The 23,898-nt window shown below is 69.9% G+C and carries 26 protein-coding genes; 24 read left to right on the top strand and 2 right to left on the bottom strand.

The annotated features are described in order from the left end of the window. The first annotated feature begins 65 nt into the window (after positions 1–65). Positions 66–2,003 carry an ATP-dependent zinc metalloprotease FtsH gene (gene ftsH / locus OHT77_RS13170; RefSeq protein WP_328828524.1) on the top strand — a complete coding sequence of 646 codons (1,938 nt, stop codon included), beginning with the start codon at positions 66–68 and terminating at the stop codon, positions 2,001–2,003. A 33-nt stretch (positions 2,004–2,036) separates the two neighbouring features. Here ftsH and OHT77_RS13165 read toward each other — a convergent pair whose 3' ends face one another. Further along, the gene (locus OHT77_RS13165) at positions 2,037–2,894 is read right to left on the bottom strand and encodes an SAM-dependent methyltransferase (protein ID WP_328828522.1); all 858 of its coding nucleotides are present in this window, start codon (positions 2,892–2,894) and stop codon (positions 2,037–2,039) included. 199 nt (positions 2,895–3,093) lie between these two features. Here OHT77_RS13165 and proS point away from each other — a divergent pair, with 199 nt between their 5' ends. From proS to OHT77_RS13075, 18 genes are all read left to right on the top strand, one after another. Further along, complete coding sequence (gene proS, locus OHT77_RS13160; protein ID WP_328828519.1) at positions 3,094–4,509, top strand: proline--tRNA ligase; 1,416 nt, start codon at positions 3,094–3,096, stop codon at positions 4,507–4,509. Positions 4,510–4,769: 260 nt separating this feature from the next. After that, positions 4,770–5,363 (top strand): hypothetical protein, encoded by a 594-nt coding sequence (locus OHT77_RS13155; RefSeq protein WP_033282654.1) that lies wholly within the window; start codon positions 4,770–4,772, stop codon positions 5,361–5,363. 286 nt (positions 5,364–5,649) lie between these two features. Then, entirely contained in the window at positions 5,650–6,069 is a 420-nt protein-coding gene (gene rpsP, locus OHT77_RS13150) for a 30S ribosomal protein S16 (protein WP_328828518.1), read from the top strand. Between the two features lie 2 nt (positions 6,070–6,071). Beyond that, complete coding sequence (locus tag OHT77_RS13145) at positions 6,072–6,311, top strand: RNA-binding protein (protein WP_005479813.1); 240 nt, start codon at positions 6,072–6,074, stop codon at positions 6,309–6,311. 268 nt (positions 6,312–6,579) lie between these two features. Then, entirely contained in the window at positions 6,580–7,125 is a 546-nt protein-coding gene (gene rimM / locus OHT77_RS13140) for a ribosome maturation factor RimM (RefSeq protein ID WP_328828517.1), read from the top strand. Next, positions 7,125–7,958 carry a tRNA (guanosine(37)-N1)-methyltransferase TrmD gene (gene trmD / locus OHT77_RS13135; RefSeq protein WP_328828514.1) on the top strand — a complete coding sequence of 278 codons (834 nt, stop codon included), beginning with the start codon at positions 7,125–7,127 and terminating at the stop codon, positions 7,956–7,958. Before rimM ends, trmD begins: the two co-directional genes overlap by 1 nt. 133 nt (positions 7,959–8,091) lie before the next feature. Next, on the top strand, positions 8,092–8,442 hold the full coding sequence (gene rplS / locus OHT77_RS13130; RefSeq protein WP_033282651.1) for a 50S ribosomal protein L19: 351 nt from the start codon (positions 8,092–8,094) through the stop codon (positions 8,440–8,442). A 45-nt stretch (positions 8,443–8,487) separates the two neighbouring features. Then, on the top strand, positions 8,488–9,204 hold the full coding sequence (lepB, locus tag OHT77_RS13125) for a signal peptidase I (RefSeq protein ID WP_328828513.1): 717 nt from the start codon (positions 8,488–8,490) through the stop codon (positions 9,202–9,204). After that, positions 9,197–10,309 carry a signal peptidase I gene (gene lepB / locus OHT77_RS13120; protein WP_328828512.1) on the top strand — a complete coding sequence of 371 codons (1,113 nt, stop codon included), beginning with the start codon at positions 9,197–9,199 and terminating at the stop codon, positions 10,307–10,309. The genes lepB (OHT77_RS13125) and lepB (OHT77_RS13120) overlap by 8 nt, the downstream gene beginning before the upstream one ends. Then, positions 10,197–11,171, top strand: coding sequence for a signal peptidase I (gene lepB, locus OHT77_RS13115; RefSeq protein ID WP_328828511.1), 975 nt, complete (start codon positions 10,197–10,199; stop codon positions 11,169–11,171). Before lepB (OHT77_RS13120) ends, lepB (OHT77_RS13115) begins: the two co-directional genes overlap by 113 nt. Before the next feature lie 78 nt (positions 11,172–11,249). Beyond that, complete coding sequence (gene lepB / locus OHT77_RS13110; RefSeq protein ID WP_328828510.1) at positions 11,250–12,029, top strand: signal peptidase I; 780 nt, start codon at positions 11,250–11,252, stop codon at positions 12,027–12,029. Next, positions 12,019–12,558, top strand: coding sequence for an NUDIX hydrolase (locus OHT77_RS13105; RefSeq protein ID WP_328828509.1), 540 nt, complete (start codon positions 12,019–12,021; stop codon positions 12,556–12,558). Before lepB (OHT77_RS13110) ends, OHT77_RS13105 begins: the two co-directional genes overlap by 11 nt. A gap of 56 nt (positions 12,559–12,614) precedes the next feature. Beyond that, a complete protein-coding gene (locus OHT77_RS13100; protein WP_003965949.1) occupies positions 12,615–12,923 on the top strand; it encodes a DUF2469 domain-containing protein in 309 nt (102 codons plus the stop codon). A gap of 128 nt (positions 12,924–13,051) precedes the next feature. Next, positions 13,052–13,414 (top strand): YraN family protein, encoded by a 363-nt coding sequence (locus OHT77_RS13095; protein WP_328828508.1) that lies wholly within the window; start codon positions 13,052–13,054, stop codon positions 13,412–13,414. 1 nt (position 13,415) lies between these two features. Beyond that, on the top strand, positions 13,416–15,041 hold the full coding sequence (locus OHT77_RS13090) for a YifB family Mg chelatase-like AAA ATPase (RefSeq protein WP_328828507.1): 1,626 nt from the start codon (positions 13,416–13,418) through the stop codon (positions 15,039–15,041). Positions 15,042–15,217: 176 nt separating this feature from the next. After that, complete coding sequence (gene dprA / locus OHT77_RS13085) at positions 15,218–16,378, top strand: DNA-processing protein DprA (protein WP_328828506.1); 1,161 nt, start codon at positions 15,218–15,220, stop codon at positions 16,376–16,378. A gap of 272 nt (positions 16,379–16,650) precedes the next feature. Continuing rightward, positions 16,651–17,493 (top strand): RNA polymerase sigma factor WhiG, encoded by an 843-nt coding sequence (gene whiG, locus OHT77_RS13080; protein WP_328828505.1) that lies wholly within the window; start codon positions 16,651–16,653, stop codon positions 17,491–17,493. A gap of 118 nt (positions 17,494–17,611) precedes the next feature. Continuing rightward, entirely contained in the window at positions 17,612–18,169 is a 558-nt protein-coding gene (locus tag OHT77_RS13075; protein WP_328834228.1) for a TetR/AcrR family transcriptional regulator, read from the top strand. A 49-nt stretch (positions 18,170–18,218) separates the two neighbouring features. On the opposite strand, the gene OHT77_RS13070 is transcribed toward OHT77_RS13075, so the two are convergent. After that, a complete protein-coding gene (locus tag OHT77_RS13070; protein ID WP_443048002.1) occupies positions 18,219–18,812 on the bottom strand; it encodes a peptidoglycan DD-metalloendopeptidase family protein in 594 nt (197 codons plus the stop codon). 279 nt (positions 18,813–19,091) lie between these two features. Here OHT77_RS13070 and rpsB point away from each other — a divergent pair, with 279 nt between their 5' ends. The 5 genes from rpsB (at position 19,092) to OHT77_RS13045 (ending at position 23,876) form a co-directional block, all read left to right on the top strand. Next, positions 19,092–20,033, top strand: a complete 942-nt coding sequence (gene rpsB / locus OHT77_RS13065) for a 30S ribosomal protein S2 (RefSeq protein WP_328828501.1) — start codon at positions 19,092–19,094, stop codon at positions 20,031–20,033. Between the two features lie 174 nt (positions 20,034–20,207). After that, positions 20,208–21,044: a translation elongation factor Ts gene (tsf, locus tag OHT77_RS13060; RefSeq protein ID WP_328828500.1), complete on the top strand. Its 837-nt coding sequence runs from the start codon at positions 20,208–20,210 to the stop codon at positions 21,042–21,044. 195 nt (positions 21,045–21,239) lie between these two features. Then, positions 21,240–21,998, top strand: a complete 759-nt coding sequence (gene pyrH / locus OHT77_RS13055) for a UMP kinase (RefSeq protein ID WP_266772967.1) — start codon at positions 21,240–21,242, stop codon at positions 21,996–21,998. 130 nt (positions 21,999–22,128) lie between these two features. Continuing rightward, complete coding sequence (frr, locus tag OHT77_RS13050; protein ID WP_266772968.1) at positions 22,129–22,686, top strand: ribosome recycling factor; 558 nt, start codon at positions 22,129–22,131, stop codon at positions 22,684–22,686. Further along, on the top strand, positions 22,686–23,876 hold the full coding sequence (locus OHT77_RS13045) for a phosphatidate cytidylyltransferase (RefSeq protein WP_328828499.1): 1,191 nt from the start codon (positions 22,686–22,688) through the stop codon (positions 23,874–23,876). The genes frr and OHT77_RS13045 overlap by 1 nt, the downstream gene beginning before the upstream one ends. Positions 23,877–23,898: the final 22 nt, after the last annotated feature.

Below are 23,898 nucleotides of genomic sequence, written 5' to 3'. Positions count from 1 at the left end.
CCGGAAGGGCGCCCTCGGCGCATGCTGGGCGTGCCGACGCCTGGCCCGTGTCGTAACTTGCCGATATGACCAACCCCGCGCCGCCGCGCAAGTCGCCCGACCAGCCCTGGCGTACCGAGGGCACCCCGGACGAGCCGCCGAAGCCGTCGCCGGGCGGGAAGAAGATGCGCGGCGGCTGGTGGAGCCTGATCCTCACCGCGCTGGTCGTGTACCTGATCGCGAACCTGATCCTGTCGTTCTTCAACGAGGGCGACGAACCGACGATCTCCTACACGGAGTTCAGCAAGCAGGTCGACGCGGGCAACGTCACCAAGATCTACGCCAAGGGCAACGCGATCCAGGGCCAGCTCAAGAAGGAGCAGAAGAACCCGGGCGGCGACGGCAAGTACACCAAGTTCGACACCGAGCGGCCGACCTTCGCGGACGACAAGCTCTGGGAGGACCTGACCAAGCACGACGTCACCGTCACGGCGGAACCCGTCGTCCAGCACCGCAGCTTTCTGGCCAATCTGCTGATCTCGCTGGCCCCGATGCTGCTCCTGGTCGTCCTCTGGCTCTTCATCGCGCGCCGGATGAGCTCCGGGATGGGCGGCGCCGGCGGCATGCTCGGCCGCAAGGCCCCGCCCAAGCCGGTCGAGCTGGAGCCCGGCAAGCAGCGCACCACCTTCGAGGACGTCGCCGGCATCGACGAGGTCGAGGGCGAGCTGAACGACGTCGTCGACTTCCTCAAGAACCCCGACGAGTACCGCAGGATGGGCGCCAAGATGCCCCGGGGTGTCCTCCTCGCGGGACCGCCCGGCACCGGGAAGACGCTGCTCGCGCGGGCGGTCGCGGGGGAGGCGGGGGTGCCGTTCTTCTCGGCGTCGGCCTCCGAGTTCATCGAGATGATCGTCGGCGTCGGTGCCTCACGCGTGCGTGAACTGTTCGCGGAGGCCCGCAAGGTGGCCCCCTCGATCATCTTCATCGACGAGATCGACACCATCGGCCGGGCCCGCGGCGGCGGCTCCGGGATGGGCGGTCACGACGAGCGCGAGCAGACCCTGAACCAGATCCTCACCGAGATGGACGGCTTCTCCGGCTCCGAGGGCGTCATCGTCATCGCGGCCACCAACCGCGCCGACGTCCTGGACCCGGCGCTCACCCGCCCCGGCCGCTTCGACCGGGTGGTCGTGGTCTCGCCGCCCGACCGGGGAGGCCGCGAGGCGATCCTGGAGATCCACACCCGTCAGATCCCGCTCGCGAAGGACGTGAACCTCGCCCAGGTCGCCCGTACCACCCCGGGCATGACCGGCGCCGAACTCGCCAACCTCGCCAACGAGGCGGCCCTCCTCGCCGTCAAGCGCAAGCAGAGCGAGGTCACCCAGTCCGACCTCTCGGAGGCCCTGGAGAAGGTCCAACTGGGCGCGGAACGCCCGCTGGTGATGCCCGAGGAGGAGCGCCGCCGCACCGCCTACCACGAGAGCGGCCACGCCCTCCTCGGCATGCTCCAGCCCGGCGCCGACCCGGTCCGCAAGATCACCATCGTCCCGCGCGGCAGGGCCCTCGGCGTCACGCTCTCGACGCCGGACGCCGACAAGTACGCGTACACCGAGGAGTACCTGCGTGGCCGCATCATCGGCGCCCTCGGCGGCATGGCCGCGGAACAGGTCGTCTACGGCGTGATCACCACCGGCGCCGAGAACGACCTCGAACAGGTCACCAACATCGCGCGCGGGATGGTCGCCCGCTGGGGCATGAGCGAACGCGTCGGCCGCCTCTCCGCCCTCCCCAACGACGCCCAGCAGGCCTACGGCCTCGCCGCCGCGCCCCAGACCCTGGACGTCATCGACGACGAGATGCGCCGCATCGTCGACGAGTGCTACGACGAGGCCTGCAGCAAACTCCGCGACCACCGCGACCAGTTGGACTCCCTCGCGGCGGCCCTCCTGGAGAGCGAGACCCTGGAGGAGACGGACGCGTACCGCATCGCGGGCGTCACCCGCCTCTTCAAGGAAGAGCCGTAGTCGTCCTCAGGTCGTACGCGCGCTGACTCATCCTCAGGTCGTACGCGCGATCAGATACCGGAAGACGTTCGGCATCCACACCGTCCCGTCCTGCCGACGATACGGATGTAATGCCTCCGCCAACTCCTTGTCCACCTGCGCCTGATCCGTCGCGACGATCGCCGCGTCGAAGAGCCCCGTCGACAGCAGCCCGCGTACGGCGCTCTCGACATCCGCGTACCCGAAGGGGCACGCCACCCGCCCCGAGCCGTCCGGCCTGAGGCCCGCGCGGTGGGCGACCACCTCCAGGTCGTCGCGCCGGACCGGACGCGGGCTGCCCGTGCCGCGCAGCGGGTCCGCCAGCCTGGTCGCCACCCGCAGCACCGAAGAGGTTGCGCAGCGCTCCGGCGGACCCCAGCCCGCCAGCACCACGGGCGCCCCGCGCACGGCGAGCGGCGTCGCCGCGGCGAGTGTGTCACCGAGCCCCTCCGAGTCGCCCGCGAGACACCCGATGGGCTCGAAGGCGGTCACCAGGGTGTACGCGGGCGTCTCCGCGTCGGCTGCGTCCCTCGGGGAGCCGTAGACGAGCCGGGTGCGGGCACGCACGCGTGGAGCGCGTGCGTCCGGGAGCAGGCGCTCCCGGGCCAGGGCCAGCCGCTCGGGGGAGTAGCTCTCGACCCCGGTGACCGTCGCGCCTCTGGACGCCGCCATCAGCAGGGCGAGCCCGGAGCCGCAGCCGAGGCCGAGCAGCCGGGTACCGGTCCCCACCTCCAGTCGCCGGTAGACCGCTTCGTGGAGCGGCACCAGCATCCGCTCCTGGATCTCGGACCAGTCACGCGCGCGTGCACCCAGGTCCACCCGGGGCACGGGCCCCGTATGTGGCAGGTACTGCCGCACGAGCGTAGGTGTCATCGAAAGCGCCCCAATCCGCCGAGAGTTGTGGCCGTGCCCGTTTCCGAGGCCCCCCGTGATGTGCGCCCGCACTTCCCCCGTATGCCAGCAAACTCCGCACTCGCTACGGCGTCCAGGGGTAGTGGCCCCCCGCTTGTGGCTTGCCTGTGGGAGTGGCGAGAATTCACATGACGGCAACGTGGGCCCGTACGATCTCGCCATGGCCAAGGCACCCGTACTCACACCGCGAGCGGACGACTTCCCCCGCTGGTACCAGGATCTGATCAGCAAGGCCGAACTGGCCGACAACGGTCCGGTGCGCGGCTCCATGGTCATCCGACCGTACGGGTACGGCCTCTGGGAGCGGATGCAGGCCGAGATGGACGCCCGCATCAAGGAGACGGGCACCGAGAACGCCTACTTCCCGCTGCTGATCCCGCAGTCCTACCTCGCCCGCGAGGCGGACCACGTCGAGGGCTTCGCGCCCGAACTGGCCGTGGTCACGCACGGCGGCGGCAAGGAGCTGGAGGAGCCCGCGGTCGTCCGGCCCACCTCCGAGATGATCATCAACGAGTACTTCGCGAAGTGGGTGCAGAGCTACCGCGACCTGCCCCTGCTGATCAACCAGTGGGCCAACGTGGTCCGTTGGGAGCTGCGCCCCCGGCTGTTCCTGCGCACGAGCGAGTTCCTCTGGCAGGAGGGCCACACGGCGCACGCGACCTACGAGGAGGCGCGCGACTTCGCCGCGCACATCCACCGCCAGGTGTACGAGGACTTCATGGTCAACGTCCTCGCGATGGACGTCGTACCGGGCCGCAAGACGGTCAAGGAGCGGTTCGCCGGAGCCATCAACACCCTCACCCTGGAAGGGATGATGGGCGACGGCAAGGCGCTGCAGATGGCGACCAGCCACGAGCTGGGCCAGAACTTCGCCAAAGCCTTCAACACGCAGTACCTGTCCAGGGAAGGCAAACAGGAGCTGGTCTGGCAGACCTCCTGGGGCTCCACCACGCGCATGATCGGCGCCCTGGTGATGATGCACGGCGACGACGACGGACTCCGGGTGCCGCCGCGGCTGGCGCAGATCCAGGTCGTCGTCCTCGCGATCAAGGGCGACGAGGCGGTTCTGGCCAAGGTCCGCGAGATCGGCGCCCGGCTGAAGGCGGCGGGCGTCCGCGTCCGCGTCGACGACCGCACGGACGTCCCCTTCGGGCGCCGGGCCGTCGACTGGGAGCTCAAGGGCGTGCCCGTACGGATCGAGGTCGGACCCCGTGACCTGGAGAACGGCACCGCGATGCTGGCCCGCCGGATCCCGGGCGGCAAGGAGCCGGTCGCGATCGACGCTCTCGTAGAGCTGCTTCCCGTAGTCCTGGAGGAGGACCAGGCGCTGCTGCTGAAGCAGTCGCGCGAGCGGCGCGAGTCGCGGACCTCGGAGGTGTCGACGGTCGTGGAGGCCGTCGAGGCCGCGAGTGCCGGCGGCTGGGCGCGCATCCCCTGGGCGACGCTCGGCGAGAAGGGCGAGGCCGAGCTGGCCGAACACGCGGTGACCGTGCGGTGTCTGGTCGCCGAGGACGGGTCGGTCCCGGACGCCGACGACGCACCCGGTAACGTCGCGGTCGTCGCGCGCGCTTACTGAGGTGACGCCCTCCGGCGGGAGAGCGACCGAAACGCCTCTTGCGCAACGGCGGAGTACAGCTACCCCGGCGTGCGGACACCGTCTACACGCCGGGTCGTACGGAGGACTACGCACCAGCTTGTGATGAGCTGTGAGGCTTCTCCGCAGATCAGCGCACCCGCCCTCCTCCGGACGCATCAGCGGCAACTGACGGGTACGTGCAAATTATTTGGGATGCCCCGGAATCGGAACACAGGGGCACTCCGGCTCGTTGTCATTACGTGAGCACGACACAGACACCACCTGTTCTCGCCGCAGAGCTGGCAGAGGCGTGGGCCGACATTCAGCGGTACCACCCCGAACTGCCCGATCTGGCCGCGCCCGAGTCCCTGATCGGAGAGTCGTCGTCCGCCTGCGGACACGAGCTCTCCTTCGAGCGACTGCTGCATGAGGCAGTCCATGGCATCGCCGCTTCGCGCGGCGTGCGTGACACGTCCCGCGCCGGCCGCTACCACAACCGCAGATTCCTCGCGATCGCCGAGGAACTGGGCCTGGACCACCCCGACGAACCGCATCCCAGCAGCGGTTTCTCGCTGGTCCAGCTCAACCCCGAGGCCAAGCGGCGGTACCGGCCGACGATCGAGCGCCTCCAGCGCGCGCTCAAGGCCCACACCGTCGCCACCTCGGCCGACACCTCCCGCACGTTCCGCGGCCCGGCCGCCCGTCACGGCTCGTCCGGTGGCGGCGTCCGCGTCAAAGCGGTGTGCGACTGCGGTCGTAACGTGCGGGTCGTCCCGTCGGTGCTGGCCCAGGCGCCGATCGTGTGCGGGGGCTGCGGCAAGCCCTTCCGCATTCCGGAGGCCGTGGCGGCCTGAGGACGCGGCTGCTCGTGGCAGCCGCATCCCGCAGGCCGGGTTGCGCACACCCGCGCCGGTCACCTCCCGGCGCCGGGTGTCGCTTCCGCACGGGCGGGAGCAGGTGGGGGCCTGCTCCCCGGTCGGGCGGACCGCCAGGGTGTGGCACAATGGCTAGCTGTACTCGACAGCCGCACAGGAACCCTCTCGCCTCCGGCTGACGCGTCCATCGGGCACTCGGGTACCGCAACCCCACGCGGCCATCTCGCCGTGCCCAACCACGTCAAAACCAGGAGAACCCACTCCCGTGGCAGTCAAGATCAAGCTGAAGCGTCTGGGCAAGATCCGTTCGCCTCACTACCGCATCGTCGTCGCCGACTCCCGTACCCGCCGTGACGGCCGGGCCATCGAGGAGATCGGTCTGTACCACCCGGTGCAGAACCCCTCGCGCATCGAGGTCGACACGGACCGCGCGCAGTACTGGCTGAGTGTCGGCGCCCAGCCGACCGAGCCCGTCCTCGCCATCCTGAAGCTCACCGGCGACTGGCAGAAGTTCAAGGGCCTGCCGGCCCCGGCTCCGCTGCTCGTGGCCGAGCCGAAGGCCGCTCGCCCCGTGTTCGACGCCCTTGGTGGCGACGACGCGGGCAAGGGTGAGGCGATCACCCAGAAGAAGAAGGCTGAGAAGAAGGACGAGGCTCCGGCCGAGTCCGAGTCGACCGAGGCCTGAGCATGCTCGAGGAGGCTCTCGAGCACCTCGTGAAGGGCATCGTCGACAACCCTGACGATGTGCAGGTCGCCTCCCGCGACCTGCGTCGTGGGCGCGTGCTGGAGGTCCGGGTGCACCCCGACGACCTCGGCAAGGTGATCGGTCGCAACGGCCGCACCGCTCGCGCTCTGCGCACCGTCGTGGGCGCCATCGGCGGCCGGGGTGTCCGCGTCGACCTTGTCGACGTCGACCACGTCCGCTGACGCTTATCGCACACCGGCGGGGCCGGTTCGGCGGGTCAGGTCGCAGGAATCAGCGTCTGCTTCACAGCACACGCGAGCGGGGCCTGGTGCGTCCAGCTGCAAGGCGGAGTAGGGAGTCGACGCGAAGCGTCGACGACCGACGACATCGCCGCAGGTGGGCGCGCCAGGCCCCGCGTCTGCGACAGCATCCGTCGGACCGGTCCCGAGGGCCGGGGAGGGCCACTGGCCGTCCCCGGCCCGATCTGTATGAAACAGGAGATGTGGACACGTGCAACTGGTAGTCGCACGGATCGGCCGTGCCCATGGCATCAAGGGCGAGGTCACCGTCGAGGTACGCACCGACGAGCCCGAGCTGAGGCTCGCGCCCGGCGCCGTCCTGTTCACGGACCCCGCCCCGACGGGACCGCTCACCATCGAGACGGGCCGCGTCCACAGCGGTCGCCTCATCCTCCGCTTCGTGGGCGTCGCCGACCGCACCGGCGCCGAAGCCCTGCGCAACACCCTCCTGATCGCCGAGGTCGACCCGGAGGAGCTGCCCGAGGAGGAGGACGAGTACTACGACCACCAGCTGATGGACCTCGACGTCGTCACCAAGGACGGCGAGGAGGTCGGCCGGATCACCGAGATCTCGCACCTGCCCTCCCAGGACCTCTTCATCGTCGAGCGTCCCGACGGCAGCGAGGTGATGATCCCCTTCGTGGAGTCGATCGTCATCGAGATCGACCTGGAGGAGCAGCGCGCGGTCATCGACCCGCCGCCCGGGCTGATCGACGACCGGGCCGAGGTCGTGTCCTCCCGGGAGGAGGAGGCGTGATGCGGCTCGACGTCGTCACGATCTTCCCCGAGTACCTCGACCCGCTGAACGTCTCCCTCGTCGGCAAGGCACGCGCGCGTGGACAGCTGAATGTGCACGTGCATGATCTGCGCTCCTGGACGTACGACCGCCACAACACGGTCGACGACACCCCCTACGGCGGCGGCCCCGGCATGGTCATGAAGACCGAACCCTGGGGCGAGGCCCTGGACACCGTCCTGGCCGACGGCTACGAGACGGGCTCCGGTACGCCCGCGCTCGTCGTGCCCACGCCCAGCGGACGCCCCTTCACCCAGGAACTCGCCGTCGAGCTCTCCGAGCGGCCCTGGCTGGTCTTCACGCCCGCCCGCTACGAAGGCATCGACCGGCGCGTGATCGACGAGTACGCGACCCGGATGCCCGTCTACGAGGTGTCCATCGGCGACTACGTGCTCGCCGGCGGCGAGGCGGCCGTCCTGGTGGTCACGGAGGCCGTGGCCCGGCTGCTGCCCGGTGTCCTGGGCAACGCCGAGTCCCACCGCGACGACTCCTTCGCGCCCGGCGCCATGGCCAACCTCCTGGAGGGGCCGATCTACACCAAGCCGCCCCAGTGGCGCGGCCAGGGAATCCCGGACGTGCTGCTCAGCGGCCACCACGGCAGGATCGCCCGCTGGCGGCGCGACGAGGCGCTGAAGCGCACGGCCGCCCACCGTCCGGACCTGATCGAGCGCTGCGAGCCGAAGACCTTCGACAAGAAGGACCGCGAGATGCTCTCGATCCTCGGCTGGTCACCGGACCCCGAAGGCGAGCCCTACGGCCGATTTTGGCGCAGGCCGGACGGCATGGAAGAATAGGTCGCTGTTGTGCGTCGTCCGGCGTGCGCCCCTGCCACAGGGGGACATGACGCCCGCCCCGACCCGGACAGCATCCTTCTCCACACCTATCTCCCGTCGGTGACCTGTGGCATCGATGAAGAAAGCAGACGAAATGTCCCACCTGCTCGACATCGTCGACGGCGCCTCGCTGCGCACCGACGTCCCGGCCTTCCGCCCGGGTGACACCGTCAACGTCCACGTCCGCGTCATCGAGGGCAACCGCTCCCGTGTGCAGCAGTTCAAGGGCGTAGTCATCCGTCGCCAGGGCGCCGGTGTCCGCGAGACCTTCACGGTCCGCAAGGTCTCGTTCTCCGTCGGCGTCGAGCGCACCTTCCCGGTGCACACCCCGATCGTCGAGAAGATCGAGCTCGTGACCCGTGGTGACGTCCGTCGCGCGAAGCTGTACTACCTCCGTGACCTGCGCGGCAAGGCCGCGAAGATCAAGGAGAAGCGCGACAACTGAGGTCGCGACGGGGTTCTCATCAGGGCCGGATAACATCTGGCTCCGATGGACACCGAAGCACAGCCTACGGAGCGCGACCGCTCCTCCCGCCCTTCCGACTCCGAGGACACCTCGGACCCGGCAGGACCGGAGGGACGGTCGCGTTTCGCGTTGGTGTCACGCGCCGCCGACTGGCTCCCCGGCGGCCGGATCACCCTGACCGTCCTGGTCTGCCTGGTGTTCGTGCTGCTGCTCAACACCTTCCTGCTGCAGCCGTTCCAGATTCCCAGCGGATCTATGGAGTCCGGATTGAGGATCGGCGACCGCGTTCTCGTAAATAAGTTGGCGTACCGTTTCGGTGCTCATCCGCGGCGCGGCGACATCGTCGTGTTCGATGGCACCGGCTATTTCGGGGACGCCGACTACATCAAGCGCGTTGTGGGTGTGGGGGGAGACCACGTGGTCTGCTGCGACGAGGAGGGGAGGCTCCAGGTGAACGGGCGGTCGGTCGACGAGACGGCGTTCCTGTACCCCGGTGACGCCCCGTCCAGCGTGGCGTTCGATGTCGTGGTGCCCGACGGCACCCTCTTCGTGCTCGGCGACCATCGCAGCGACTCACGTGACTCCCGGGACCACCTGGGCGACCCGGGCGGAGGCATGATTCCTGTTGGTGACGTCATCGGACGAGCCGATTGGATCGTCTGGCCCGCCGGCCACTGGACCCACCTCGTCCGACCCGACGCCTACGCGCGCGTACCCGCCGCGGACGGCGCCCATGGGTAACCGCGGCAAACCGCGCGGCGCGACACCGGGCGGCTCCTTCGGGAACGAAAACCTGCTGCCGACCGGCTCCCGGCGCGCGGGCGTAGTCGCCCCCTCCGGGGGAGGCGGGCGCAGCCGGGCCGAGCGGCGCAAGCTCCAGCGCAAGGTCAAGCGGCGCCGACGGCGGTCCGCGGTCCGGGAGATACCTCTCCTGGTCGGCGTCGCCGTCCTCATAGCCCTCGTCCTGAAGACCTTCCTCCTCCAGGCGTTCGTGATCCCGTCGGGCTCCATGGAGCAGACGATCCGCATCGGGGACCGTGTCCTGGTCGACAAGTTCACCCCGTGGTTCGGCTCCGAGCCCAAGCGCGGTGACGTCGTCGTCTTCCACGACCCGGGCGGCTGGCTCGCGGACGAGCAGACCACCAAGAAGAACGACCCCATCGTGGTCAAGCAGGTCAAGGAAGGCCTTCAGTTCATCGGTCTGCTGCCGTCGGACAACGAGAAGGACCTCATCAAGCGGGTCATCGGCGTCGGCGGTGACCACGTCAAGTGCTGTGACACGCAAGGCCGGGTGACCGTCAACGGCGTACCGCTGACGGAGGGCGACTACCTGTATCCCGGGAACGCACCGTCCGAAACACCGTTCGACATCACCGTCCCCAAGGGCCGGCTGTGGGTGATGGGCGACCACCGGGGCAACTCGGCGGACTCCCGGGCCCACCAGAACACCAGTTACGGAGGGACGGTCCCGCTCAGCCTGGTGGTCGGGCGGGCCAAGGTGATCGCCTGGCCCATGGGGCACTGGACCAGTCTGAACGAACCTAAAACCTTCGCATCGGTTTCCAACTCCGTGTCGGGGACGACCGCCGGTCCCGAACTGTCGCATAGGGTTGCCCCGGTCGATCCGAACGGATCGGTCCAACTCCCGAGCCCTGCGGAACTCCCGCTCGTTATGGGAGTGGTGGGCCTGCGCCGAGGATGGGGCAGGCGGCGGCACAGAGTAAGGAGTTGGCGTGGGGGATGTGGCGGTTGGCGCACGGTCCGGACACGACGGCGAGGAGCACCACGGACGTCCCGTGGAAGCACCCGCCCCGGCCGCGGACAGCGCCGTGACCTCCGGGAGTGACTCCGGAGCGGACGTGGACGATACGGCGCCGGGCGACGCGACCCGCACCGAGGACCAGGGGCCGGGCGACCAGACCCCCCAGCCGAGGAAGCCGCGCTCCTTCTGGAAGGAGCTGCCGATCCTGGTCGTCATCGCGCTCGTCCTCGCGCTGCTGATCAAGACGTTCCTGGTGCAGGCGTTCTCCATCCCCTCGGACTCGATGCAGAACACCCTCCAGCAGGGCGACCGTGTCCTGGTCGACAAGCTCACCCCGTGGTTCGGCTCCAAGCCCGAGCGCGGCGAGGTCGTCGTCTTCCACGACCCGGACGACTGGCTGGCGGGCGAGCCCGCGGCGAACCCCAACGCCCTGCAGACGGTGCTCAGTTGGATCGGCCTGATGCCCTCCGCCCAGGAGAAGGACCTCATCAAGCGGGTCATCGGCGTCGGCGGCGACACCGTCTCCTGCAGCGGCACGGGCCCGCTGATGGTCAACGGCAAGGCGCTGAACGAGCCGTACGTGTACCCCGGCAACACCCCGTGCACCAACGACGACCAGGGCGGCCAGTTCACCGTCAAGGTCCCCAAGGGCGACATCTGGGTGATGGGCGACCACCGGCAGAACTCGCGCGACTCGCGCTACAACCAGTCCGACAAGCATCACGGCATGGTCCCGGTGAACGAGGTCGTCGGCCGCGCGATCGTCAAGGCCTGGCCCATCAACCGCTGGGGCACGCTGCCGATCCCGGACACCTTCGACCAGACGGGCATCAATACCCAGGCCTCCGCCTCCCGCCTGCTGACGGCCGCCCCGGAGGGCCTCGCCCTCATCGGCGTGCTGCCGCTGGTCCTGTGGCGCCGCAAGCGCTCGGGCAAGGACGAGTAAAGGGCTTGTAGAGCTTCTGACCATGGTCCCGGAGGAAGGGCTGACCACCCTCGGTACCGCCGGGTAGGGTGCGGACCCATGGGTGGCGAGAGCGCAACACGTACGGCCCCGCGTACCGGCGGTGGCACTGGCAAGGGCCCGGTGGGCAGCCGGACCGGACAGCGACTGTCCGGACTGGCCGTCGCGCTGGGCCTTGTGCTGTTCCTCGGCGGATTCGGCTGGGGAGCGGTCGTCTACCGGCCGTACACGGTGCCCACCAGCTCGATGACACCGACCATCGCCATGGGCGACCGGGTGCTCGCCCAGCGGATCGACGGCGGCGAGGTGCGCCGGGGCGACGTCGTCGTCTTCACCGACAAGACCTGGGTGACGAACGCCCCCGTCGTCAAGCGCGTGGTCGCCGTCGGCGGGGACACCGTCTCCTGCTGCACGAACGGCAAGCTGGTCGTCAACGGCAAGCAGATCAACGAGGGGTACCTCAAGGGCGGCGCGGTCGAGGACAAGACCATCCCCGCGGTGAAGGTCCCCAAGGGCCGCCTGTTCCTCCTCGGCGACGAACGACAGGGCTCCCTGGACTCCAGCGCCCACCTCACGGACGTCGCCAGCGGCACCGTCGCGAGCAGCGCCGTGAGCGCCCGCGTGGACGCCGTCGTATGGCCCATGAAGGGCATGCTGGAACGCCCCACCGGCTTCGAGACCCTCGGCGGCCTCTCCCGCCCCGGCCCGCTGGGCGCGATCCTCGCGGTCATCGTCGCGGGCGCGGTCCTCGTCCTCGGCGGCGGCGCCTACGGCCCGATCGCCAAGCTCGCGGCCGGCCGCCGCGCCCGCACCCGGACGGAGCCCGCCGGTGCCCGCTGAGGCAACCGAGGAGGGCTCCTACGACGACTCGTACACCGGCGGACTGCGCAGGGTCGCCCGGGTGATCCTGCTCGACCCGCAGGACCGCATCCTGCTGCTCCACGGGCATGAGCCGGACGACCCGGCCGACGACTGGTGGTTCACGCCGGGCGGCGGCCTGGAGGGCGACGAGACCCACGAGGAGGCCGCGCTGCGGGAACTCGCGGAGGAGACCGGCATCACCCAGGTCGAACTCGGCCCGGTGCTGTGGACGCGGACGTGTTCCTTCCCGTTCGCGGGCCGCCGCTGGGACCAGGACGAGTGGTACTACCTGGCCAGGACGGCCGCCACGGCCGACGGAGTGCCCGGCGCCACCGCCCTCACCGAGCTGGAGCGGCGCAGCGTCTCCGGAGCACGTTGGTGGACGTGCCGGGAACTGGACCTGGCGCATGAGACGGTGTATCCGACCAGACTCGCCGAGCTGCTCCGCAGGCTGCTCGACGAAGGTCCCCCGGCCGGGCCCGTGACCCTGGACACCGAAATCGTCTAGGGGCTGGCGGGACTGGCGCACAATGGTGGGATCGCACGGGTGAAGGGGAACATGCCATGAGCGCCGAGGACCTCGAAAAGTACGAGACCGAGATGGAGCTGAAGCTCTACCGGGAGTACCGCGATGTCGTCGGTCTGTTCAAATACGTGATCGAGACCGAACGGCGCTTCTACCTCACCAACGACTACGAGATGCAGGTGCACTCGGTCCAGGGTGAGGTGTTCTTCGAGGTGTCCATGGCGGACGCCTGGGTGTGGGACATGTATCGACCGGCTCGCTTCGTGAAACAGGTCCGCGTGCTCACGTTCAAGGACGTGAACATTGAGGAGCTGAACAAGAGCGATCTGGAGCTGCCGGGCGGCTGACGGCGGTGACCCGCCGAGCGACTGTCGCTCGTGCGGGTGACGGAGTTGTCCACAAGCACTGAACGGTCCACCAAGATCCACTTGGTGGGCCGTTTCGCGTGACGGTGGGTGCCGGAGGTGGTGCCGACATGAACGCACGCAGTGCACTCGGCAGGTTCGGCGAGGCGGTCGCCGCACGACGGCTGACCGCGGCCGGCATGACGGTCCTGGAGCGCAACTGGCGCTGTGGCAGGACCGGAGAGATCGACATCGTGGCGCGGGACGGCGACGTCCTGGTGGTCTGCGAGGTCAAGACCCGGCGGACGGGCGCCTTCGAGCATCCGATGGCCGCCGTCACACCCGAGAAGGCGGAGCGTCTACGAGGCCTCGCCGAGCGATGGATCCACGCGCACGGCGGAGCCCCGCCGGGAGGGGTCCGTATCGACCTGGTGGGCGTCGTCGTGCCCCGGCGCGGCAGGGCTGTCGTCGAGCACGCCCGGGGGGTGGTCTGAGATGGGGTTCGCTCGTACGTGTTCGGTGGCGCTGGTGGGCGTCGAGGGCGTGGTCGTCGAGGTGCAGGCCGACCTCGAACCGGGCGTCGCCGCGTTCACGCTGGTGGGACTGCCCGACAAGAGCCTGACGGAGAGCAAGGACCGGGTGCGGGCCGCGGTCGTCAACTCGGGCTGCGCCTGGCCGCAGAAGAAACTGACGGTGGGACTCAGCCCGGCGTCGGTCCCGAAGAGCGGCAGCGGCTTCGACCTGGCGGTGGCCGCGGCGGTCCTGGGAGCGGCGGAACGGATCGATCCCCGGGTGCTCGCCGACATCGTGATGATCGGGGAGCTGGGGCTGGACGGACGGGTGCGGCCGGTCCGGGGCATCCTGCCGGCGGTGCTGGCCGCCGCCGACTCCGGCTACGAGCAGGTCGTCGTCCCGGAATGCGCCGCGGCCGAGGCGTCCCTCGTGCCCGGGGTGTCCGTCCTGGGCGTGCGCACCCTGCGCCAGCTGATCGCCGTGCTCGCGGACGAGCCGGTGCCCGACGAGGAGCCGGACGAGCTGGGCCGCCCCGACCCGCTGCTCGCCGGGCTGCGCCTGCCCGGCACGGGTGCTGCCACGGGGATGCACAGCGTGGGCGCGTCCCAGCACGATCCGGGGCACGATCTCGCCGATGTCGTCGGGCAGTTCTCGGCGCGGACGGCGGTGGAGGTGTCGGCGGCCGGCGGTCACCATCTGTTCCTCGAAGGCCCGCCGGGTGCCGGCAAGACGATGCTCGCGGAGCGGCTGCCGGCCGTCCTGCCCCGGCTCGGCCGGCAGGAGTCGCTTGAGGTCACGGCGGTCCACTCGGTGGCCGGTCTGCTACCCCCGGGCAAACCGCTGATCGACGTCGCCCCCTACTGCGCCCCGCACCACTCGGCCACGATGCAGGCCCTCGTCGGGGGCGGCCAGGGAATCGCACGGCCCGGAGCGGTGTCCCTGTCTCACCGAGGGGTGCTTTTTCTGGACGAAACCCCCGAATTCAGTGGCCAGGCCCTTGACGCGCTACGGCAGCCGCTGGAGGCCGGGCATGTGGTGATCGCGCGCAGCGCGGGCGTCGTCCGGTTCCCTGCGAGGTTCCTGATGGTGCTGGCTGCCAACCCCTGCCCGTGCGGCCGTTTCTCGCAGACCGACGACCTGTGCGAGTGCGCGCCGATGTCGATCCGCCGGTACCAGGCCAGGCTCTCCGGGCCACTGCTCGACCGGGTGGACCTGCGGGTGGAGGTGGACCGGGTCACCCGGGACCAGCTCACCGGGCGCGGTGCGCGGGGCGAGTCCACGGCGACGGTCGCGGACCGGGTGCGGGCGGCCAGGGAGCGGGCGGCCGCCCGGTTCGCGGACACACCCTGGCGCACCAACAGCGAGGTGCCCGGCCGCGAACTGCGCAGCCGCTGGCACGCCGAGCGCGGCGCGATGGACGAAGCCGAGCGCAGCCTGGAGCGCGGCGCGCTCACCGCGCGCGGACTCGACCGGGTGCTGCGCGTCGCCTGGACGGTAGCCGACCTGGTCGGCCACGACCGCCCCGGCGCGACGGATGTCGCCCTGGCCCTCCAACTCCGGACGGGCGTACCGCGGGGCGTGCCGATGGCTATCGGGGCGTTGACGTGACCGGGGGTGGTGGGTCGGGGGGCGGGTTCCTCGACAGTGCTGGAGCGGACCGGCACGTCACCGCGGACGGTGAGACCGGCGCCGGCTTCCCCGAGCATGTTGGAGGGGACGGGCTCGCCACTGCGAACGGGGAGTCCCACGTCGGCTTTCTCGTGCTTGCTGGAGAGGACAGGCGCGTGACCGCGCACGACGACGTCGGCGGTGAGTTCCACGCCCGTGTCTTTCTCGCTCGGGTCGTCGAACCCGGGGATGAGGTCGCCGGGCGGTGGATTCGGGAGTTGGGGGCCGTGGAAGTGGCCCGGCGGCTCAGGCGTGGCGGGCCGCAGCTCACCGGGGTGACCGACAAGCGGTGGGGTGGGTTGTGTGCGCGGGCCCGGCTGGTCGAGCCGGGGCGGGACCTGGCTGTTGCGGAGGACGCCGGTGTCCGGTTCGTGTGTCCCGGTGGCGCCGAATGGCCCGGCCAGCTCGACGACCTCGGGGACGCGCGGCCCATCGGACTGTGGGTGCGCGGGGAGCCCAACCTCCGTGCGTGGGCGCTTGAATCGGTCGCCGTCGTCGGCGCCCGCGCCTGCACCGAGTACGGCGCGCACATGGCGGCCACCCTCGCCGCAGGCCTCGCCGAGCGCGGCTGGGTGGTCGTGTCCGGCGGCGCCTACGGAGTGGACGGCGCCGCCCACCGTGGCGCCCTCGGCGCGGGCGGGGCCACCGCCGCCGTGCTCGCCTGCGGCGTCGACCGCCCCTACCCGCGCGGGCACGCCCAGTTGATCGGCAGGATCGCCGAACAGGGGCTGGTGATCGGGGAGTTGCCGCCCGGCGAGCACCCGACGCCGAGCAGGTTCATCCTCCGGAACAGGGTGATCGCGGCGCTCACACGAGGCACCGTGGTGGTCGAGGCCGCGTACCGAAGCGGGTCACTCGTCACGGCCCGGGCCGCACAGAGGTTGGGCCGCCACACGATAGGAGTGCCCGGCCCGGCCACGAGCGCGCTGTCGGCCGGAGTACATGAACTCCTGCGCGGAGAAGCCGTACTGGTCACCGACGCGGCCGAAGTCGTCGAACTGGTCGGCGGCATGGGCGAACTGGCTCCCGACCGCCGCGGACCGGTGCTCCCGCGCGACCTGTTGGAGCCGGCCGCCCGGCGCATCCTCGCCGCACTGCCCGGCAACAGGGCGGCGGAACCGGGGGAGATCGCGCGTGGAGCACAGACCACACAGGACGACGCGATCGCGAGACTGTACGAACTCCGAGCACTTGGTTACGTCGAACGACACGGCGACGGCTGGAAGTTGACACGCCAGGCGATGATCTCGGTCCGGGACACCGGCGGACGCCGCTGACCGAGCGTGTTCGGCCGTCCGGGGGAACCCCGACACCCTTGGGAATTCCCGCAGTTGGCGCATTCTGATGATCACGCAGAGCAATCAGGGCGACCCGTTCCGGTACCCCGTCGAATGCGTCCGCGCCCGGTCCATGCCCTGGCCTTCGCACACCGCAACACTCCAGTCACGCTACGCTCACGGGGATTCCGGCGCAGAACGGCAATCACGGCACCACTCCGACACCTCACCCAGGCACCCCCACTTCACGGCAGAACGGCACAAGGCGACGAATGCCCCAGCACACCTCCGGGTCCGACCGGGCGGCGATCCCCCCAGCCGCCCGTGACGGTGGCAGCGTCCGGCCGCCCGCTCCCTCGACGCTCGAGGAGCTGTGGCGGTCGTACAAGACGACGGGCGACGAGCGGCTGCGCGAGCAGCTGATCCTGCACTACTCGCCGCTCGTCAAGTACGTCGCGGGACGGGTGAGCGTCGGGCTGCCGCCCAATGTGGAACAGGCGGACTTCGTGTCGTCGGGGGTGTTCGGACTGATCGACGCGATCGAGAAGTTCGACATCGAGCGGGAGATCAAGTTCGAGACGTATGCGATCACCCGCATCCGGGGCGCGATGATCGACGAACTGCGCGCCCTGGACTGGATCCCGCGCTCGGTGCGGCAGAAGGCGCGGAACGTGGAGCGGGCGTACGCCACGCTGGAGGCGCGGCTCAGGCGCACCCCCAGCGAGGGCGAGGTGGCCGCCGAGATGGGCATCGCGGTCGAGGACCTCCACGCCGTCTTCAGTCAGTTGTCGCTGGCCAACGTGGTCGCCCTGGAGGAGCTGCTGCACGCGGGCGGCGAGGGCGGCGACCGGCTCAGCCTGATGGACACCCTGGAGGACACCGCCGCCGACAACCCGGTGGAGGTGGCCGAGGGCCGGGAGCTGCGGCGGTTCCTGGCGCGGGCGATCAACACGCTGCCCGAGCGGGAGAAGACCGTCGTCACGCTCTACTACTACGAGGGTCTCACCCTCGCCGAGATCGGCAACGTGCTCGGCGTGACCGAGAGCCGGGTCAGCCAGATCCACACCAAGTCCGTGCTGCAGCTCCGCGCCAAGCTGGCGAGTTTTGGCCGCTGAGCGGAAGTAGTACGGCCCGGGTGACCTCGCAGAATCGTGCCTGCATGGGCTGGGTCACTCCCGCCGGGGGTGCGCCGTCCGTAGAGTGGTTGACGTGCCAAGGATTCGAGCGGCCTCCGTGGCCGAGCACCGGTCGATGCAGCGAGCCGCCCTGCTGGACGCGGCTCGTTCCCTGCTGTCCGAGGGTGGGACGGAGGCGCTGACGTTCCCGGCCCTGGCCGAGCGGACGGGGCTCGCGCGATCGTCCGTGTACGAGTACTTCCGCTCCCGGGCCGCGGTCGTCGAGGAGCTGTGCGAGGTCGACTTTCCCGTGTGGGCGGCGGATGTGTCGGCGGCGATGGAAGGGGCGTCCTCGGCGGAGGGCAAGGTCGAGGCGTATGTGCGGCAGCAGCTGGCGTTGGTCGGGGATCGGCGGCACCGGGCTGTCGTCGCCATCTCCGCGAGCGAGCTGGATGCGGGGGCTCGGGAGAAGATCCGGGCCGCGCACGGGGGGCTTGTCGCGATGATCGTCTCCGCGCTGGGGGAGATGGGGCACGGGGAGCCTCGGCTGGCGGCGATGCTGCTGCAGGGGGTTGTCGATGCGGCTGTGCGGCGGATTGAGCTGGGCGCCGCAGAGGATCCTTCGGTGATCACCGAGGCTGCGGTGAGTATGGCTTTGCGAGGGGTTCTGGGTTGAGGTTCGTCTGTGCGGCCGGTGGGGACTGGGCGCGCAGTTCCCCGCGCCCCTAAAGGGCGGGCGTTGCGAGGACCGGCAGCAGGCGTGACGGGCCTCTGTTCAGTAGCCATGGGGGCAGTAGCGCCAGTGGGTCCAAGTACGTCTTCCCTCTCAACAGGCCCCAGTGCACGCATGCAGTCGGGCAGTGCGAGCCGGTGATCTCCACCGTGCCGACCACAGCGCCCGGCTCCACCTTCTCTCCCTTCTTCACCGTCGCGGTCACCGGCTCGTAGGTCGTGCGGAGATCCGTGCCCGCGAGCTCCACCGACACCACGCCTCTGCCTGCCACCCGGCCTGCGAAGGACACCCGGCCCGCCGCCACCGCTCGTACCTGGGCGCCGGCCGGGGTCGCCAGGTCCACGCCCCGGTGGCCCCGGGCGTAGACAGTCGCCGGGGGCTCCCAGCCTCGTAGGACCAAGGGGTGTGAGCCGACCGGCCAGGTGCGTGCGAGCGCCGGTACGGAGGGGGTGGGGGCCCCGGGGGTCGGGGGAGGGGCGCCGCTGGCTCGGGTCGTGCAGGCCAGGAGGGTCAGGAGGGTCAGGAGGAGGGCCGGCAGAAGGGCCTGGACAGTACGGGCAGTTCGGTCATGTCGTCGCATCCGCATGAGGCAAACCGTGCCGTATCCGAGGCGATCATGGCCGGGACCTGTGGGCCGGTGCGGGGTTGTGGACAACGGCGTCACCCGGTGCCTCGCGGGTCCCGTACACTTCCTTTGGCGATCCGGGTGACCGGGTCGACTTCGCACGCCCCGGCAACCGGTCCTCCGTCGTAAGACGAAACCGATGTCAGCGCTCCTCGGTCCTCTGGGCAAGCGCACGTGGGCGTCAGGCGCGAGTGCCGTCCGGTGCTCGCGGCACAACCGAGAAAATCAAGGAGAACGGCCATGGCCGTCGTCACGATGCGGGAGCTGCTGGAAAGCGGCGTCCACTTCGGTCACCAGACCCGTCGCTGGAACCCGAAGATGAAGCGCTTCATCTTCACCGAGCGCAACGGCATCTACATCATCGACCTGCTCCAGTCGCTGTCGTACATCGACCGCGCCTACGAGTTCGTCAAGGAGACCGTCGCCCACGGCGGCACGGTCATGTTCGTCGGCACGAAGAAGCAGGCGCAGGAGGCCATCGCCGAGCAGGCCACCCGCGTCGGCATGCCCTACGTCAACCAGCGCTGGCTGGGCGGCATGCTCACCAACTTCTCCACCGTCTACAAGCGTCTGCAGCGCCTCAAGGAGCTCGAGCAGATCGACTTCGAGGACGTCGCCGCGTCCGGTCTCACCAAGAAGGAGCTTCTCGTGCTCTCGCGCGAGAAGGCCAAGCTGGAGAAGACCCTCGGTGGTATCCGCGAGATGTCCAAGGTTCCCAGCGCCGTCTGGATCGTGGACACCAAGAAGGAGCACATCGCGGTCGGTGAGGCCCGGAAGCTCAACATCCCGGTCGTCGCCATCCTCGACACGAACTGCGACCCCGACGAGGTCGACTACAAGATCCCGGGCAACGACGACGCGATCCGCTCCGTCACCCTGCTCACCCGCGTGATCGCCGACGCCGTCGCCGAGGGCCTCATCAGCCGCTCCGGTGTCGCCGCCGAGGCCAAGGGTGACAAGGCCGCCGGCGAGCCGCTCGCCGCGTGGGAGCGCGACCTGCTCGAGGGCGAGAAGAAGGCTGACGAGGCTCCGGCCGCCGACGCCGAGGTCCAGACCTCCGCCGAGACCGAGAAGGTCGCCGACGCCGAGCAGGCCGACGAGGCCCCCGCCGCCGAGGCCCCCGCCGAGGTCGAGGCCCCCGCCGCGGAGGCCGCTCCGGCCGCCGAGGCCGAGCAGGCCTGACCCTTCCGGGCCAAAGGGCTGACAGGAGGACGGCGGGTGGTGCGGACCGCGCCACCCGCCGTTCATCCACAGCCCCTAGATCTTCGTAGCCCGTAGATCCTTGGCGGAAGCCCGCGTCACCCGCGGCCGCCGCCGACTTCGAGACTTCGAACTCCGAGAAGAGATTCACAGATCATGGCGAACTACACCGCCGCCGACGTCAAGAAGCTCCGTGAGCTCACCGGCGCCGGCATGATGGACTGCAAGAAGGCGCTGGACGAGGCCGACGGCAACGTCGAGAAGGCCGTCGAGGCGCTCCGTATCAAGGGCCAGAAGGGCGTCGCCAAGCGCGAGGGCCGCTCCGCCGAGAACGGCGCCGTGGTCTCCGTCATCGCCGAGGACAACACCTCCGGTGTCCTGGTCGAGCTGAAGTGCGAGACGGACTTCGTCGCCAAGGGCGAGAAGTTCCAGGCCGTCGCCAACCAGATCGCCCAGCACGTCGCCGCCACCGCTCCGGCCGACATCGCGGCGCTCCTCGCGTCCGACATCGAGCCCGGCAAGACGGTCCAGGCGTTCGTCGACGAGGCCAACGCGAACCTGGGCGAGAAGATCGTCCTGGACCGCTTCGCCCAGTACGCCGACGGCTACGTGACGGCGTACATGCACCGCACGATGCCCGACCTGCCCCCGCAGATCGGTGTCCTCGTGGAGCTGGACAAGGAGAACGCTGAGGTCGCCCGCGGCGTCGCCCAGCACATCGCCGCCTTCGCGCCGAAGTACCTGGCGAAGGAGGACGTGCCGGCCGAGGTCGTCGAGTCCGAGCGCCGTATCGCCGAGGAGACCACCCGCGCCGAGGGCAAGCCCGAGGCCGCGATCGCCAAGATCGTCGAGGGTCGCGTCAACGGCTTCTTCAAGGACGCGACGCTGCTCGGTCAGCCGTACGCGCTCGACCCCAAGAAGTCCGTCCAGAAGGTTCTGGACGAGGCGGGTGTCACCCTGAAGCGCTTCACGCGCATCAAGGTCGGCATCTGAGTCCGTACCGCGATCGACGCGCGGCGCCCGGCGGAATCCCGCTAGGGTCGTCACCAGTCGGCCCGGTACGCCGTCGCGCACGCGCGCGTGGCGGACGACAGCAGATCTGACGAGGAGGCCATTGCCGAGCATGGGATGCGACAGACACCCCACCGGCAGTGGCCTTCTTCGTATGTGCACCATGAGGAGAACGCCATGACCACCAAGCCCCAGAAGACCGACGACGGCAAGGTACGCGGCCGGTTCATGTTGAAGCTCTCCGGAGAAGCCTTCTCCGGCGGCGGGGGCCTTGGTGTGGACCCCGACGTGGTGCACAAGATCGCCCGCGAGATCGCGGCCGTCGTGCGGGACGGCGCGGAGGTCGCCGTCGTCATCGGCGGCGGCAACTTCTTCCGCGGCGCCGAGCTCCAGCAGCGCGGCATGGACCGGGCCCGCTCCGACTACATGGGCATGCTCGGCACCGTGATGAACTGCCTCGCCCTCCAGGACTTCCTGGAGAAGGAGGGCATCGACAGCCGCGTCCAGACCGCCATCACCATGGGCCAGGTCGCCGAGCCGTACATCCCGCTGCGCGCCGTGCGCCACCTGGAGAAGGGCCGCGTGGTCATCTTCGGCGCCGGTATGGGCATGCCCTACTTCTCCACCGACACCACCGCCGCCCAGCGCGCCCTGGAGATCGACGCCGAGGCGCTGCTGATGGGCAAGAACGGCGTGGACGGGGTCTACGACTCCGACCCGAAGACGAACTCCGAAGCCGTCAAGTTCGACTCGCTCAGCTACGGCGAGGTCATCACCCAGGACCTCAAGGTCGCGGACATGACCGCCATCACGCTGTGCCGCGACAACAAGCTTCCGATCCTGGTCTTCGAGCTTCTGGCGGAGGGCAATATCGCCCGCGCCGTCAAGGGTGAGAAGATCGGCACGCTTGTGGGTGACCAAGGCAGCCAGGGCTGATGACCCTGACCGGGGGATGGACAATGTCCTGCCGGTCGGGAACCGTGCAGGAAGAAGACGCGACGCAGCCGGCCGCCGACGCCGACACAGCACAGCAGCCGGGCCTACTCAAGACACGCAGGAGCAAGTGGTGATCGAAGAGACCCTCCTCGAGGCCGAGGAGAAGATGGAGAAGGCCGTCGTGGTCGCCAAGGAGGACTTCGCCGCGATCCGCACCGGTCGTGCGCACCCGGCGATGTTCAACAAGATCGTGGCCGACTACTACGGCGCGCTGACGCCGATCAACCAGCTGGCCTCGTTCTCCGTACCGGAGCCGCGGATGGCCGTGGTGACCCCGTTCGACAAGTCCGCGCTGCGGAACATCGAGCAGGCGATCCGCGACTCGGACCTGGGTGTCAATCCCAGCAACGACGGCAACATCATCCGGGTGACGTTCCCCGAGCTGACCGAGGAGCGCCGCAAGGACTACATCAAGGTGGCCCGCGCCAAGGCCGAGGACTCCAAGGTGTCCATCCGCGCCGTCCGCCGCAAGGCCAAGGACGCGCTGGACAAGCTCGTCAAGGACAAGGAGTCCGGCGAGGACGAGGTCCGTCGTGCGGAGAAGGAGCTCGACGACACCACGGCGAAGTACGTCGCCCAGGTGGACGAACTCCTCAAGCACAAGGAAGCGGAGCTGCTCGAGGTCTGATGAACGACTCTTCCTGGGGGGCGCCGCCACAAGCCGGGTACTGGGGGCCGTCCGACCAAGGGCCTGTCCAGGGGGCTGCCCCGGCGGGTCCCACGTACGATGCGCCTGAGGCGCAGCAGACTCGCCCCATGCCCATCGTGCCCGACGAGCCCGCATACGGCGGACACCAGGATGACGACCGGGGGGCCGCTCGGCTGAGCGGCCCCTTGTTCCGCGACGAGACGCAGCAGCCGCCGTACGACGTACGGCAGCCGCAGCCGTACGACCCGCGGACGCAGCCCTCTGACACGCCGCAGGCGCAGCCCTACGGGGCGGTGCCGCAGAATCCGGAGCCCATGCCCGACGTCCCGCCACCGGCGCCCGCCCCGCAGAAGAAGAGCGCGGGCCGGGACCTGGGTGCGGCCATAGGGGTCGGGGTCGGACTCGGCGCGGTGATCATCGCGTCCCTGTTCGTCGTCAAGGCCGTGTTCGTCGGCGTCATAGCGGTCGCCGTCGTCGTGGGCCTCTGGGAACTGACCTCGCGGCTGCAGGAGCGCAAGGGCATCAAGGCACCCCTCGTGCCCCTCGCGGTCGGCGGCGCGGCGATGGTCGTCGCCGGCTACGTGCGGGGTCCCGAGGGCGCCTGGGTCGCCATGGCGCTCACCGCGCTCGCGGTCCTCGTCTGGCGGATGACGGAACCGCCCGAGGGCTACCTCAAGGACGTCACGGCGGGCGTCTTCGCGGCGTTCTACGTGCCGTTCCTGGCCACGTTCGTCGCCCTGATGCTCACCGCCGACGACGGCGCCTGGCGCGTCCTGACGTTCCTGCTGCTGACCGTGGTCAGCGACACGGGCGCCTACGCCGTCGGCTGGCGCTTCGGCACGCACAAGCTCGCCCCGCGCATCAGCCCCGGAAAGACCCGCGAGGGCCTGTTCGGGGCGGTGTCCTTCGCGATGGTGGCGGGCGCGCTGTGCATGCAGTTCCTGATCGACGACGGCCGCTGGTGGCAGGGCCTGATCCTGGGCCTCGCGGTCGCGGCCAGCGCCACGCTGGGCGACCTCGGCGAGTCCATGATCAAGCGCGACCTCGGCATCAAGGACATGGGCACGCTCCTGCCGGGGCACGGCGGCATCATGGACCGGCTGGACTCGCTGCTGCCGACCGCTCCGGTGGTGTGGCTGCTGCTGGTGCTGTTCGTGGGCTCCGGCTGAAACACGGCTCGACCTGCTGTTT

Source organism: Streptomyces sp. NBC_00252 (assembly GCF_036187565.1).
Classification (GTDB): domain Bacteria; phylum Actinomycetota; class Actinomycetes; order Streptomycetales; family Streptomycetaceae; genus Streptomyces.
The sequence above is the reverse complement of the archived record's forward strand: the minus strand, read 5'-3'. Positions and strand labels throughout refer to the sequence as shown.